The organism is Nocardia sp. CDC519 (genome assembly GCF_059509835.1).
Genome location: NZ_CM183377.1, coordinates 2,902,800 through 2,916,111 on the forward strand (window position 1 = coordinate 2,902,800; position 13,312 = coordinate 2,916,111).

A 13,312-nucleotide genomic window follows, 5' to 3' on the forward strand; every position below is an offset into this window, starting at 1 on the left:
ATCGTCGAATGCGGGCAGCGCCGCGTCACGGGTTGCAACCAGCGCGGTTTTAATCCGGCTGCACGACGCTCACATAGGCGGCCAGGAACCCGAACAGGCCCGCACTGTGCTCGATGATCTGCTCGGCATCGAAGTCCAGTTCGCCGTCCAGCCAGCGCCGCAGCACCTCGAACAGGCCACCGACGGCCAGCGTCGATCCCAGATGTGCCACCGCGATGGTGGATTCGGCCAGATGCAGGTAGCGCCGGGCATGGGCGAGCACCAAGTCGGTGAACCGGGTCATGATCTCGCTGCGCAGCTCGCGCATGACCGGTTCGGCCGCGGATTCGATGAACAGGATCCGCGCCATCACCGGATCGTCGGCGATCATCCGGACGAACGCACCGACCGTCGCCCTGGCCACTTCATCCGGTGCGGCCCCATCGGCGGGTGCGGCCAGTTCCACCTCGCGGCGCAGGATGGATTCCAACTCCACCGCCACCGCGCGCAGCAGCGCGTCGCGGTCGCTGAAGTGCTGGTAGAAGTACCGCGAGGTCAGCTTGGCCTCCGCGCAGACGGCCGTGACCGTGGTCTCGGCGGCACCGCGGGTGCCCAGCAGCAGGGTGGCGGCCTCGATCAACCGGGCGCGACGTTGATCGTGTCGCTGCTCGGCGGTCAGGCCCCCGTAGACGCGTGCTGGACTCACGGCCGACATTCTGTCATGATTCCAGGCATCTGACTAAGTGTAAAGTCAGATGGAACTCGGACGAAGGCGTCCGGGTGCGACCAGACGAGGAACTCATGACGCGGCATGTCGACGTATTGATCATCGGCGCTGGCCTGTCCGGAATCGGCGCGGCCTGCCATCTGGCCAAGGAGCAGACCGGACGCAGCTTCGCCATCCTGGAGCGGCGCACCGCCATCGGCGGCACCTGGGATCTGTTCCGCTACCCGGGCATCCGCTCCGATTCGGACATGTTCACCTTCGGCTACGGCTTCCGGCCCTGGACCGGGACCAAGGTGCTGGCCGACGGACCGAGCATCCGCCGCTACGTCGAGGAGACCGCCGCCGAATACGGCGTCACCGAGCACATCCGCTTCGGCCGCAAGATGGTGAAGGCGAGCTGGTGCAGCGAGGCCGGCCAGTGGACGGTCGAAGCGCTCAACGAGGAAACCGGCGAGACCGAGATCCACACCAGCAATTTCCTCATCGGCTGCACCGGCTACTACGACTACGACAAGGGCTACCAGCCCACCTTCCCCGGTCAGGAACGCTTCGGCGGCCGGCTGGTGCACCCGCAGCACTGGCCCGAGGACCTGGACTACACGGGCAAGCGCGTGGTCGTCATCGGCTCCGGCGCCACCGCGATCACGCTGATCCCGGCCATGGCACCCGATGCCGAGCACGTCACGATGCTCCAGCGCTCGCCCACCTACATCGCGGCCATCCCCAGCGACGACCCGGTCTCGGTCGGCTTCAACGCCGCCCGCATTCCCGCCGCGCTGACCTACAAGCTGGGCCGCGCCCGCAATATCGCCCTGCAGCGCGCCACCTACGAGCTGTCGCGCAAGCAGCCCGACGTGGCCCGCAAACTGCTGCTGTCGGCGGTGCGCCTCGCGGTCGGCCCGAATGTCGACATGCGCCACTTCACGCCGAAGTACAACCCGTGGGATCAGCGGCTGTGCGTGGTGCCCAACGGCGACCTGTTCAAGGTGCTGAAGTCGGGTGAGGCCTCGATCGTCACCGACACCATCGAGACCTTCACCGAGACCGGCATCAAACTCTCCTCGGGCGAGGAGCTGCCCGCCGACATCATCATCAGCGCCACCGGCCTCAACGTGCAGATGCTCGGCGGCGCGGCCCTCGAGGTCGACGGCGAACCGGTGGCCACCCGGGATCGCGTGCTCTACAAGGGTGCCCTGCTCGAGGGCGTGCCCAACGCGATGGTCGTGCTCGGTTACACCAACGCCTCCTGGACGCTGAAGGCCGATCTCGCCGCCGAGTACTTCTGCAAGCTGCTGAACTACATGCGCGACAAGGGCTTCACCCAGGTCGTTCCGCGCGCTGATGAGGCCGATCGGTCCACTGATTCGCTCATGGGCGGCGCCCTGACCTCGGGCTACATCCAGCGCGGCGACGGCGTCATGCCGCGCCAGGGTGCGCGCGGGCCGTGGAAGGTGATCAACAACTACTACCGCGACCGCGCCTACCTGCGGAACAGCCCCGTCGAGGACGACGCGCTCGAATTCACCGACGCCTCGGGCGGCACGGTGACCGGTCTGCGGCCGTCCGGCCCGCGCGGTGTGCTCGGCAAGGCCGCCGACCGGCTGCCGCTGATCGGTACGCGCACGGCCTGATTCGATATCCGGCGCCGGTCGCGCCCTGCGGGAGGCGGCCGGCGCCGTCGTGCGCGCGCACCATCCACCGGTGGCACGCCGAATGCCGTCGACGGCAGCGCCCGCTCGGTAGCGTGGCCGTATGAGCGAGCGACTGGTGATCATCGGCGGTGACGCGGCGGGCATGTCGGCCGCCTCGCAGGCGCGCCGGATGCGCGGGCCCGGCGAGTTGTCGATCGTCGTGTTCGAGCGCGGGCATTTCGCCTCCTACTCCGCCTGCGGCATTCCGTACTGGGTGGGCGGCCATGTCACCGATCGCGATGCGTTGATCGCGCGCACGCCGCAGGAGCATCGGGCCCGCGATATCGATCTGCGCATGCGCACCGAGGTGGTCGACATCGATATCGATCGGCGCCGGGTGCGCGCACGTGAGCTGGATTCGGGCGCCGAATCCTGGACCGACTACGACAAACTCGTCCTCGCCACCGGCGCCCGCCCCATTCGCCCGCCGCTACCGGGCATCGACGCCGAGGGCGTGCACGGCGTGCAGACCCTCGACGACGGCCAGGCGCTCATCGACACCCTCGAACGCGCCGAGAGCAGGCGCTCGGTCGTGGTCGGCGCCGGCTACATCGGGGTCGAGATGGCCGAGGCGCTGATCAACCGCGGCTTCGAGGTCACCCTGATCAACCGCGGTCCCGAGCCGATGTCGACGCTGGATCCGGACATGGGCGCGCTGGTGCGCACCGCGATGGGCGGCATGGGCGTCAAGGTCGTCGGCAACGCCGAGGTCACCGCCATCGGCACCGATGCCGCAGGCCGCGCGCGCTCGGTCGTCACCGCACAGGCCGAATATCCCGCCGACGTGGTGGTTCTCGGCATCGGCGTGCGGCCGGAGACCACCCTCGCCGAGGCCGCGGGACTGCCGCTGGGCGAACACGGCGGCCTGCTGACCGATCTGTCCATGCGGGTGCGCGGCCGCGACGACATCTGGGCCGGCGGCGACTGCGTCGAGGTGCTCGACCTGGTCTCCGGCGTCGACCGGCACATCGCCCTCGGCACCCACGCCAACAAACACGGCCAGATCATCGGCGCCAATATCGGCGGCGGCTACGCGACCTTCCCCGGCGTGGTCGGCACCGCGGTGAGCAAGGTCTGCGATCTCGAGGTGGCGCGCACTGGGCTGCGGGAGAAGGACGCTCGCGCCATCGGCCTGCAATACGTGAGCGTCACCATCGAATCGACCAGCCGCTCCGGCTATTTCCCCGGTGCCGAACCGATGACGGTGAAGATGCTCGCCGAACGCCGCACCGGCCGGCTGCTCGGTGTGCAGATCGTCGGCCGGGAGGGTGCGGGCAAACGCGTCGATATCGCCGCGGTCGCGCTCACGGCCGGGCTGACCGTCGAGCAGATGACGGCGCTGGATCTCGGATACGCGCCGCCGTTCTCGCCGGTCTGGGACCCGGTACTGGTGGCGGCGCGCAAGGCCGTCACAGCCGTGCGCGAGCGCGGCTGATCCGCCCGGAATACCGCGCGGACCCATCGTGGCGATCTGTGGGCACACCCGGTCACCGCTCCCGTACTATCGTCGATCGACAACCATGATCAGAAGGGGGGGCGCGGTGCAGCCTGGGGAATCGGTGAACAGCCGCTGGGACAGCAGGGGTTTACCACTGCGTGGACGACGTGCCGGTGGCGCGGCGCGCGCGGCGGTGCGCAGGTGAGCCCGGAAGCCGGTGCGGGCCTGGGCAGCTCGGAGTTTCTGACCACCCCGATCCCCGCGCCCGCGCAGACCCCCGAGGCGGGCGGAGGTGCGGAGCAGGTGCGGCGCGTCGCCTTACCGCACGCGGAGGCCGCGGCCGAGCCGGACCCGCGACCGGCCCATCCCGGTCGCGCCCATGTGCCCGGCCCGCCGGACCGGTTCGAGGCCGACCTCGGCGCCGTCGCGCTGGTGACCGATCGCGGTGTGGCACACGCACGTAACGAGGACGCGGTGGCCGCGGGCGTGGGTGTGCCCGCGCCCGGCCGTGCGCCCGCCACGGTGGCCGTGGTGTGTGATGGCGTGTCGTCGTCACCGAATCCGCAAGCCGCGTCCGGCACCGCCGCACGCACCGGCGTCGACGCCTGCCTGGCCGCGCTGGCCGAGGGCAGACCCGACGACGAAGCGGCCACCGCGGGCCTGGCCGCCGCGGTGGCCGCGGTCCGCGCTATCGCCGCGATCGACGGCGACTCACCCTCGTGCACCTACGTCGGCGCCATCGTGCACGACGACGGCGCAGGCAACGCCACGATCACCGTCGCCAACGTCGGCGACAGCCGGGCCTACTGGCTGGTCCCCGGTGACACCGACCACGACGCCGAACCCGCCTCCCGGCGGCTCACCTTCGACGACTCCTGGGCCCAGGCCCTCGTCGACGCCGGTGCCATGGACGAAGCCGCCGCCATGAACGACCCGCGCGCGCATACCTTGCTGCGCTGGCTCGGCGCCGACTACGACCAGCAACCGTGGTCGACCCGCAGCGTGCAGAGCTTCCGGTGCGCCGGCCCCGGCGTGCTGCTGCTGTGCAGCGACGGACTGTGGAACTATCTGCCCGATCCCGTCGCGCTGGCCGCGATAGCCACGGCGAAGCCGCCCGCCCTCGCGGCCAGGGATCTGGCCGATTACGCGGTGGCGTGCGGCGGCGGCGACAACATCACCGTGGCGCTGGTACCGGTGGGCGGTCCTGGACCCACCTGAGCCGGCCCGGCGCACGGCGGCAAACGGTCAGTGACCCTGCTGGTCGGTGAGCTTGTGCCCGTGCATCGCCTTCACCCGGCGATGTTCGAGCGCGATAACGGCCACACCGCCGATCAGCAGGACGGCCGCGGCGATACCGCCGACGATCGCCCAGCCCTCATAGCCGTAGCCCGCCGCGGTCAAGGTCAGCGCGACGGCCACCAACCCGAGCGCGCACATCACGATGCCCGGCCAGTTGCGCACGTCCTCCATCGCCTCGCCCGCATGCGCGCGGGTGGTTCGGGTGTCGTCCGGGAAATGATGTTCGGGAACGTGCGGGGAGTCCCGGTGGAAACCCCTGGTCGAATCGTCGGGCCCGGCTGCCATCGCGTTCTCCTTCCGGTCGATGATCCGGGGTGAGTGTCCGGATGGTGACACTGGCCGAGTACCCCGGGTTCGCCGAAACAATCGAGACGCCCGCCACCAGGGCATCGGCGGACAGCTGCCTGTCCGGTGGTTTGTCGCCGAACGGGCACGGGTATCAAGTCGGCGAGCCGGTGCGATCGTCTCGACGGTTCGCTCATCGGTGACCGCTACGCACGCACCTACCGCGAGGAGGTTCGTCATGAACGGTGGCCCATCGGCCGGTCCGGGACAGACCATGGTCACCACAAACCACGACGTCATCCGTCGCTGGGCCGAGAGGCGCGGCGCCAACCCGGCCACCATGCCCGGCAGCGACTACAACGGACGCGTCGAAGTGTTGCGGTTCGACTTCCCGCGCTACGGCGGCGCGGGATTGCTGCCCGTCGACTGGGACGACTGGTTCGCCACCTTCGACGCACGTCAGCTGTGCTTCCGCTACCAGGAACGACGCCCCGACGGCAGCCCCAGCAACTTCTTCCGGCTGGAGCGTCCTGACCGACCAGTTCGGTGAGCGATCTCACTCGAGGTTTAGCAATCGGGCATACAGGGCACTACTGTTACCGGAAAGTTGCTCGAGAAAAGCTGAAAAGCGGAACATCGCGTCGGTCTGGGGATGCGAACCTCCGCGCCGCGATGCGCTCCGCGTATCTGCAAAGGATTTGAATATTGAGCGCGAGCCTGATGATCGTGGAAGACGACGACAGGGTCCGAGGCGCACTGCGCCTGGCCATGGAGGACGAGGGCTACGACGTCGAAGAAGCCGAGGAGGCCGAGGACGCGCTCAACCATCTGCGCAGCAACGGCGTACCCGATGTGATGATCGTCGATCTGATGCTGGGCGGCATGGACGGGTTCACCTGCATCCGTGAGATCCGCCGCGATCACGACGTGCCCATCATCGTGGTCAGCGCCCGTGACGACACCCATGACGTGGTGGCCGCGCTGGAGGCCGGCGCCGACGACTTCGTCACCAAGCCCTTCGAGATCAAGGAGATCACCGCCCGGATGCGGGCGCTGCGTCGCCGTGCCCAGCTCTCGGCCGAGCGGGAAGCGCCGGTCGAAGTGGTGTTGGACGCCGATCCCGACGCGCCGCTGATCCTCGCCCCCGACGGTGGCGCGGTCCGCCGCGGCGACGAGGAGATCGCGCTGACGCTGACCGAGTTCCGCCTGCTGTGCGAGCTGGCCGAGGTGCCCGGCCGGGTGCTGAGCCGATCGGTGCTGCTCGAGCGGGTCTGGGATCGTGGTTTCTTCGGTGACGAGCGCATCGTCGATGTGCATATGCGCCGGTTACGCACCAAGATCGAACGCGATCCGTCCGACCCGCGGATCGTGGTCACCGTGCGTGGCCTCGGTTACCGGCTCGACGTGCAACGCTGAGCGGGCCGCCCATCTCAGCGTCGATGACGAACGCCGAACGCGTCCGCACCCGGCTCGACCCTGGCGTGTGGAGCCTCCGCGGCCGGGTCACCATCGCCTTCGCGGCGACCTCGGGCCTGATGTCGCTCGCCCTGGTGCTGCTGGTCTTCGCCCGGCTGGGCGACGACGGCGTCACCCTCGGTGAGCGGGTCGTCAACCGCCCGGTGCTGGTGATCTGCTGCGCGCTGGTGGCCGCGATGCTCGGCGCCGCGGTCGGGATCTGGGTCGGGCGCCGCGTACTGCGACCACTGCGTGATGTCGCCGAGGCGGCAGCCAAGATCGCCTCCGGTGATCTCGGCATCCGCCTGCCCGACACCCACGACCAGGACCTGGCCAGCACCGTGGACTCGTTCAACCGGATGGTCGATTCGCTGCAACGGCGCATCGACCGCGAACACCGGCTGTTCGGCGACGTCAGCCATGAGCTGCGGACCCCGCTGACCACCCTCACCGCCAGCGTGGAGGTGTTGAACAGGCACCGCGACGATCTGCCCGAACGTTCGCGTAGGGCCTTGGCCCTGGTCACCGCCGAGGTCGATCACCTGCGACGGCTGCTCGACGACCTTCTGGCGCTGGCACGGGTCGAGGCGGGCATGCATCACGGTGACGCCGACCCGCTGTCGGTCGCCGAGTTGCTCACCCACACCCTGCGTGGCAGCAGGCACCCGGTGGAGCTACTGACGGTCACCGAGGACGTCATCGTCCGCGGCCGCAAACTCGAACTCGAGCGTGCGGTGGTCAACCTGCTGGAGAACGCCGATCGGCACGGCGGTGGAGTGGTCGCGGTCACCGTGCACCGCGAGGGCTGCGACGCGGTCATTGCCGTCGATGACGCGGGCCCCGGCGTGCCACCGGCCGACCGCGATCGCATCTTCGAACGGTTCGCCACCGCGCGCACCAGCCGCCGCAAGGCCGACGGCGGTACCGGTATCGGACTGGCACTGGTGGCCGAAACGGTCGCCACCCACAAGGGCACGGTGGCATGCGGCGCCCGCCCCGGCGGCGGCGCCCGATTCACCATTCGCTTGCCCGCCATCGAGTGAATTGAAACGTGAGGTATATCCCGAAATTGCGGAGTTCATGAACGGCGTCACACGGCCGTAACACAATCGTAAAGTCCTCGACCAGGTCAGCTCAAAGTTCATTCGTAAGCCTGGGAAAGTACTGAACATCGACCTCGGAGTTGTATGTCAACGCAAGCTTTGCCCACACAGACCGACGACCCAGCGCGCGTCGATTCCGCGGCGACCCGTTCCGGATCGCACCGGCAGCCCGCCGGCGCCCCGGTTCTGCGGACCCCGGAAATTCGCGACGGGGCGCGCATGTGGGGTATCGCGAAGGATTCGCAGGTGCTGGACACCAATTCCAGCTACGCGTATCTGCTGTGGTGCCGCGATTTCGCCGCCACCTCGGTGGTCGCCGAGGTGGACGGGCGGGTCGTCGGCTTCGTGATCGGGTATCTGCGCCCGGAGTCCCCGCGTACCGTGTTCGTCTGGCAGGTCGCCGTCGATCATGATCAGCGTGGCCGCGGACTCGGCGTCGCGATGCTGGATCGCTTGGTGGACAACCTGATCGACGCCGGCGGACACGGCGTCGACGCCCTGGAGACGACCGTCTCACCGGACAACCCGGCCTCCATCGCGATGTTCGCCGCACTGGCGCGGCGCCGCGGCGCGGAGATGACCAAGACCGAGTTGTTCACTCCCGGCGATTTTCCCGACAGCCATATCGCCGAGGACCTGTACCGAATCGCACCGATCGCCCGTAAAACTGAAAGGGATCTATGATGATCACCGCTGACACGACGATCTTCGACGCACTGGAATCGAATGTGCGTGGTTACTGCCGCTCCTGGCCCACGGTTTTCGAAACCGCGAAAGGTGCCTGGCTGCGTGACGAAGAAGGCAAGGATTTTCTCGATTTCTTCGCCGGCGCCGGCGCCCTGAACTACGGGCACAACAATCCCATCCTCAAGAAAGCCCTGATCGATTACATCGCCTCCGATGGCGTGACCCACGGGCTCGATATGTCCACCGTCGCCAAGCGGAAACTGCTGGAAACCGTGCGTGACACGCTGCTGGCTCCGCGCGGACTGGACTACAAGGTGCAGTTCCCCGGACCGACGGGCGCCAATGCCGTCGAGGCCGCGTTGAAGCTGGCCCGCAAGGTCACCGGCCGCCAGACCGTGCTCAGCTTCACCAACGCTTTCCACGGCATGACCCTCGGCGCGCTGTCGGTGACCGGTAACGCCGCCAAGCGCGCGGGTGCGGGCGTGCCGCTCAACCACGCCACCCCCATGCCCTACGACGGCTACTTCGACGGCACCACCGCCGATTTCCAGTGGATGGAGCGGGTGCTCGACGACTCGTCCTCGGGCTTCGACCGGCCCGCGGCGGTCATCGTGGAGACCGTGCAGGGCGAAGGCGGCGTGAATCTGGCCCGGGCGGAGTGGCTGCGGCACCTGGCCAGCCTGTGCGAGGCGCGCGGCATCCTGCTCATCGTCGACGATGTGCAGATGGGTTGCGGGCGCACCGGCCCGTTCTTCTCCTTCGAATCGGCGGGCATCACCCCCGATATCGTCACGCTGTCCAAGTCGATCGGCGGTTACGGCCTGCCGATGGCGCTGGTGCTGTTCAAGCCCGAACACGACGTCTGGGCCCCCGGCGAGCACAACGGCACCTTCCGCGGCAACAATCCCTCCTTCGTGACCGCCCAGGTGGCGCTGGAGCACTACTGGTCCGATGGCGCGCTGCAAGCCGCCACCGAGGCCAAGGGCGAGCAGATCGCCCAGGCCTTCGGCGCGATCAGCGAGGGCCTGCCGGGCATCTCGACGCGCGGCCGTGGCCTCGTGCACGGCCTGGTCTTCGACGACGCCTCGCAGGCGGGCAAGGTCTGCCAGGTCGCCTTCGAACGCGGTCTGCTGGCCGAGACCTCCGGCGCCTCCGACGAGGTCGTGAAGCTCCTGCCCCCCTTGACCATCACCGAGGACGAGCTCGACCATGGATTGCAGATCTTGACCGGCGCAGTCCACACCGTCTGCGGCGCCTGAGGAGGCCAACCATGATCGTGCGTACCACCGAAGAAATCACCGGAACCGACCGTGATGTGGCCGGCACCGGCTGGCGCAGCAAGCGGATCGTGCTCGGCGGCGACCGGGTGGGGTTCTCCTTCCACGAGACCACCATCGAGGCAGGCACCACCCACGTCTTCCACTACCAGAACCACGTCGAAGCGGTCTGGCTGGTCGAGGGCGAGGGCACGCTGACCGATCTGACCAACAATCAGACCTACGAACTGGGCCCCGGTTCGATGTATCTGCTCGACGGCCATGAAAAGCACCAGCTCGAGGTGCGTACCCGGATGCGCATGATGTGCGTGTTCAATCCGCCGGTCACCGGGCAGGAGGTTCACGACGAGAACGGCGTCTATCCGTTGGTCGCCGTTCCGGCCAGCTGAGAAAGGACGCGACGTTGGCACATAATCGGATCGATCACTACCCGACCCGCACCCCGGAACCGGCGCCGCACCTCGAGCGCCACGACGCGACGGTGTGGGGTCGAATCGAGGCACCCGAGCTCGCCGGATTCGACACCGACGGGTACACGATCCTGGACCAGTTGATCTCCCCGGAGGAAGTCGCGCGCTTCGCCCGGGAGATCGACCGGCTCGCCGGCGATCCCGCACTGCGCGGCGACGAGCGGGTGATCGTGGAGAAATCCTCGAATCAGGTGCGGTCGGTGTTCGAGGTGCACCGGCTCAGTTCCGCGATCGCGGAACTGGCGGCCGAGCCGCGGGTCGCGGGCCTGGCCCGGCAGATCCTCGGGTCGGAGGTCTACCTGCATCAGAGCCGGGTGAACTACCTGCCCGGCTTCGGCGGGACGGGCTTCTACTGGCACTCCGATTTCGAGACCTGGCACGCCGAAGACGGCATGCCGTCACCGCGCGCGGTCAGCATCTCCATCGCGCTGACCGACAACTACCCGTTCAACGGCAGCCTGATGGTGATGCCGGGTTCGCACCGCACCTTCGTGCCGTGCCAAGGCGCGACACCGGCCGACCACTATCGGGAATCGTTGCGGGAACAGCAGATCGGGGTCCCGTCCCAGGCCGATATCGAGGACTTGGCGCACAAGTACGGTATCGCGCAGTTCACCGGGCGGGCCGGGTCGGCGCTGGTGTTCGATTCGAACATCATGCACGGGTCGGCCAACAACATCACGCCGTTCCCACGTTCGAACATCTTCCTGGTGTTCAACAGCGTGGAGAACACCCTGGAGGAGCCGTTCGCGGCTCCGGCGCGGCGCCCGACCTATATCGCCAGCCGCGATTTCACGCCGATCTGAGCCAACGGTCGCGTCCTGACGGCGGCGGGAAGGCGATCCCTTCCCGCCGCCGCCGCGTGTCAGCGCGCGTGTGCGGGCACCCGGCGCAACTGCTGGTACAGGGTGATCCAGCTGTCCGGGTGCACCAGCCCGACCGGTTCGTCGGTCTCGATTCCCGCCGCGGCGCAGGCCTTGCGGACCGCGGTGGCGGGGTAGCGCCGGCGTAGCGAGGCCGCCAGCGATCCGCCGACGCCAGAGAAGCCGAGTTCGACCATCGTGCGATAGCCGGCGGTTTCCGGTCGGGTCAGCAGCGGCTGCGGGCGCCGCGCGAGGCGCAGCACCGCGGCATCGACCCGGGGGACCGGCTCGAAGCTGCTGCGATGGACGTGCGGGCCGAGCGTCATCGTCGTCGCGGGCCAGTGGGCGACGGTGAGTTTGCTCCACCGGCCGTAATCGCCGGAGTGCTTACGCGCGAACTCCCGTTGGGTGAGCAGCGTCGCCGAGGTGAGCCGCTCGGCGTCCAGGCACCAGCGCAGGATGTCGGTGCTGATGCCGAACGGAATATTGGCGACCACCGCGAACGGCCGATCTGGTGCGCTCGCGCGGCGGAAGTCGTTGTGGATCACCCGGATTCGCGGATCGCCCGCGTATCGGGCATGCAGCCGCCGCGCGTAATAGCGGTCCTTTTCGTAGGCGATCACTCGATACCCGTGATCGAGTAGCTGACGGGTCAGCATGCCGTCACCGGCGCCGATCTCGAGCACCGTATCGCCGGCGCGGACGCGGGCCGCGCGGACGACGGCCTGCGCGGCCCGCGCATCGACGAGGAAATTCTGCGACAGCTGCTTGCGCGTGCTGGTGCCCCTGGCAAGCGAGGGGAAACGTGTGCGGGACATGGGAGTCCTCCGAATGGAGTGGACGAATCGGAACGCGTGATTCGCCCGGACCCATGCCGGGGCACGTGGAGACGACGGTTACCAGAACCGCGGGTGAGTGTTCGCTGGGATCGGCGGTCTGGTCAGCGCGCGATGCGGTGCACCGGCAGAGCCCGGGCCACCGTGCGCAGGCGGATGAAGTACACGGCCGCGCACGCCGCGTGCCGACATGTGATGCCACTCATGGCGGCCACCATAGACGGGCGTTCCATGCCACGTCCACCGAATTCCCGGCGTTCACACCGCGCGCCGGGACAGCGATTCCGCGACGGTCTTCGCGGTGATCGCACGGGTGCGCCACAACTGAGCCTCGGTGCCGGCGCCGCGCCGTTGCAGCAGTTCGGCCAGCCCCGCCATCGCGCGCACGCCCCGTTGCTCGGCGGCGATGCGCCAGTACCGTTCGGCCTCGTCGAACTCACCCTGGCGGTACCGCACCACGCCGAGGTCATAGGCGGCCGGTCCGTGCCCGCCCGCCGCCGCCTGCGACCACAGCTCGCACGCCTGCTCCTCCTCGCCACGGGCGAACATGGCGACGCCGAGGTCGTAGAGCGCGCTGCGATAGTCGCGTTCGCCGGGCGCATCGGCCTCGGCGTTCGGTGCGGATGTGCGGCTCTTCGCGCCGCCGACGGCCGGCAGCGGAGTGGTGTCGGCGGGTGCGGCGCTCACCTCGACGACCAGGTCGGCGAAATGCGGTGGGCCCGCACCCAGGCTGCACCACAACACGATGCGCCCGCCCGCCGCGCGCTCGACGACGATGCCGTAATTGCCGGACCAGGACCTGGCGGCACCGTCGGTATCGCGCCAGACCGGCGTCAGCGAATACAGGGCGCCCCGGCGCGCGGCCGACAACTCGACGGAGATGCCGCGTTCGAGGGCGTCGCGCCAGACGTCGACCCCCGCCAGCGTGCGCCGGTCGACGCCGACATAGCCGTCGACCATGGACAGCCCGACGCCGAGCCCGCGCACGCCCGGCGGCGGGGTCGCCGACAGCAAGGTCAGCGTGAGGGTGGTGGCCGAACCGGTGAGCTGTTCGGTGTACATCGGATACACCATGCTGCCCTGCCAGCTGATCGGGTCGGCGCTGCGATACCGGGCGGCCAGGGGTAGTTCGGGTCCGGCGAGTGAGGGTGTGCCGGTCGCCGGTGCGACCGTCGACGTAACCGGTTCGATCATGCCTAGCC

At 68.7% G+C, this 13,312-nt stretch carries 14 protein-coding genes; 10 read left to right on the forward strand and 4 right to left on the reverse strand.

What is annotated here, in order from left to right; all coding sequences use genetic code 11:
• Positions 1 to 49: 49 nt before the first annotated feature.
• Positions 50 to 685 carry a TetR/AcrR family transcriptional regulator gene (locus AC5W7N_RS13065; RefSeq protein WP_375139367.1) on the reverse strand — a complete coding sequence of 212 codons (636 nt, stop codon included), beginning with the start codon at positions 683 to 685 and terminating at the stop codon, positions 50 to 52.
• Between the two features lie 95 nt (positions 686 to 780).
• On the opposite strand from AC5W7N_RS13065, the gene AC5W7N_RS13070 reads away from it, so the two are divergent.
• The 3 genes from AC5W7N_RS13070 (at position 781) to AC5W7N_RS13080 (ending at position 5,053) form a co-directional block, all read left to right on the forward strand.
• A complete protein-coding gene (locus tag AC5W7N_RS13070) occupies positions 781 to 2,337 on the forward strand; it encodes a flavin-containing monooxygenase (RefSeq protein ID WP_194991438.1) in 1,557 nt (518 codons plus the stop codon).
• Positions 2,338 to 2,458: 121 nt separating this feature from the next.
• Positions 2,459 to 3,832, forward strand: coding sequence for an FAD-dependent oxidoreductase (locus tag AC5W7N_RS13075; protein WP_194991439.1), 1,374 nt, complete (start codon positions 2,459 to 2,461; stop codon positions 3,830 to 3,832).
• 204 nt (positions 3,833 to 4,036) lie between these two features.
• Positions 4,037 to 5,053, forward strand: a complete 1,017-nt coding sequence (locus tag AC5W7N_RS13080; RefSeq protein WP_194991440.1) for a PP2C family protein-serine/threonine phosphatase — start codon at positions 4,037 to 4,039, stop codon at positions 5,051 to 5,053.
• A gap of 27 nt (positions 5,054 to 5,080) precedes the next feature.
• Here AC5W7N_RS13080 and AC5W7N_RS13085 read toward each other — a convergent pair whose 3' ends face one another.
• Positions 5,081 to 5,419 (reverse strand): hypothetical protein, encoded by a 339-nt coding sequence (locus tag AC5W7N_RS13085; RefSeq protein WP_014351415.1) that lies wholly within the window; start codon positions 5,417 to 5,419, stop codon positions 5,081 to 5,083.
• 238 nt (positions 5,420 to 5,657) lie between these two features.
• On the opposite strand from AC5W7N_RS13085, the gene AC5W7N_RS13090 reads away from it, so the two are divergent.
• The 7 genes from AC5W7N_RS13090 (at position 5,658) to thpD (ending at position 11,217) form a co-directional block, all read left to right on the forward strand.
• Positions 5,658 to 5,969 (forward strand): hypothetical protein, encoded by a 312-nt coding sequence (locus AC5W7N_RS13090; protein WP_014351414.1) that lies wholly within the window; start codon positions 5,658 to 5,660, stop codon positions 5,967 to 5,969.
• Between the two features lie 155 nt (positions 5,970 to 6,124).
• Positions 6,125 to 6,835, forward strand: a complete 711-nt coding sequence (locus AC5W7N_RS13095) for a response regulator transcription factor (protein WP_163810828.1) — start codon at positions 6,125 to 6,127, stop codon at positions 6,833 to 6,835.
• 23 nt (positions 6,836 to 6,858) lie between these two features.
• Positions 6,859 to 7,917 (forward strand): HAMP domain-containing sensor histidine kinase, encoded by a 1,059-nt coding sequence (locus tag AC5W7N_RS13100; RefSeq protein WP_194992714.1) that lies wholly within the window; start codon positions 6,859 to 6,861, stop codon positions 7,915 to 7,917.
• A gap of 279 nt (positions 7,918 to 8,196) precedes the next feature.
• A complete protein-coding gene (ectA, locus tag AC5W7N_RS13105; RefSeq protein ID WP_228807129.1) occupies positions 8,197 to 8,661 on the forward strand; it encodes a diaminobutyrate acetyltransferase in 465 nt (154 codons plus the stop codon).
• Positions 8,661 to 9,923 carry a diaminobutyrate--2-oxoglutarate transaminase gene (gene ectB, locus AC5W7N_RS13110; RefSeq protein ID WP_163810834.1) on the forward strand — a complete coding sequence of 421 codons (1,263 nt, stop codon included), beginning with the start codon at positions 8,661 to 8,663 and terminating at the stop codon, positions 9,921 to 9,923. The genes ectA and ectB overlap by 1 nt, the downstream gene beginning before the upstream one ends.
• A gap of 11 nt (positions 9,924 to 9,934) precedes the next feature.
• Entirely contained in the window at positions 9,935 to 10,330 is a 396-nt protein-coding gene (locus AC5W7N_RS13115; protein ID WP_014351408.1) for an ectoine synthase, read from the forward strand.
• A 14-nt stretch (positions 10,331 to 10,344) separates the two neighbouring features.
• The gene (gene thpD / locus AC5W7N_RS13120) at positions 10,345 to 11,217 is read left to right on the forward strand and encodes an ectoine hydroxylase (RefSeq protein WP_175585801.1); all 873 of its coding nucleotides are present in this window, start codon (positions 10,345 to 10,347) and stop codon (positions 11,215 to 11,217) included.
• A 59-nt stretch (positions 11,218 to 11,276) separates the two neighbouring features.
• On the opposite strand, the gene erm is transcribed toward thpD, so the two are convergent.
• Positions 11,277 to 12,092 carry a 23S ribosomal RNA methyltransferase Erm gene (erm, locus tag AC5W7N_RS13125; protein WP_195007084.1) on the reverse strand — a complete coding sequence of 272 codons (816 nt, stop codon included), beginning with the start codon at positions 12,090 to 12,092 and terminating at the stop codon, positions 11,277 to 11,279.
• 276 nt (positions 12,093 to 12,368) lie between these two features.
• The gene (locus AC5W7N_RS13130) at positions 12,369 to 13,304 is read right to left on the reverse strand and encodes a tetratricopeptide repeat protein (protein ID WP_194992937.1); all 936 of its coding nucleotides are present in this window, start codon (positions 13,302 to 13,304) and stop codon (positions 12,369 to 12,371) included.
• Positions 13,305 to 13,312 lie beyond the last annotated feature (8 nt).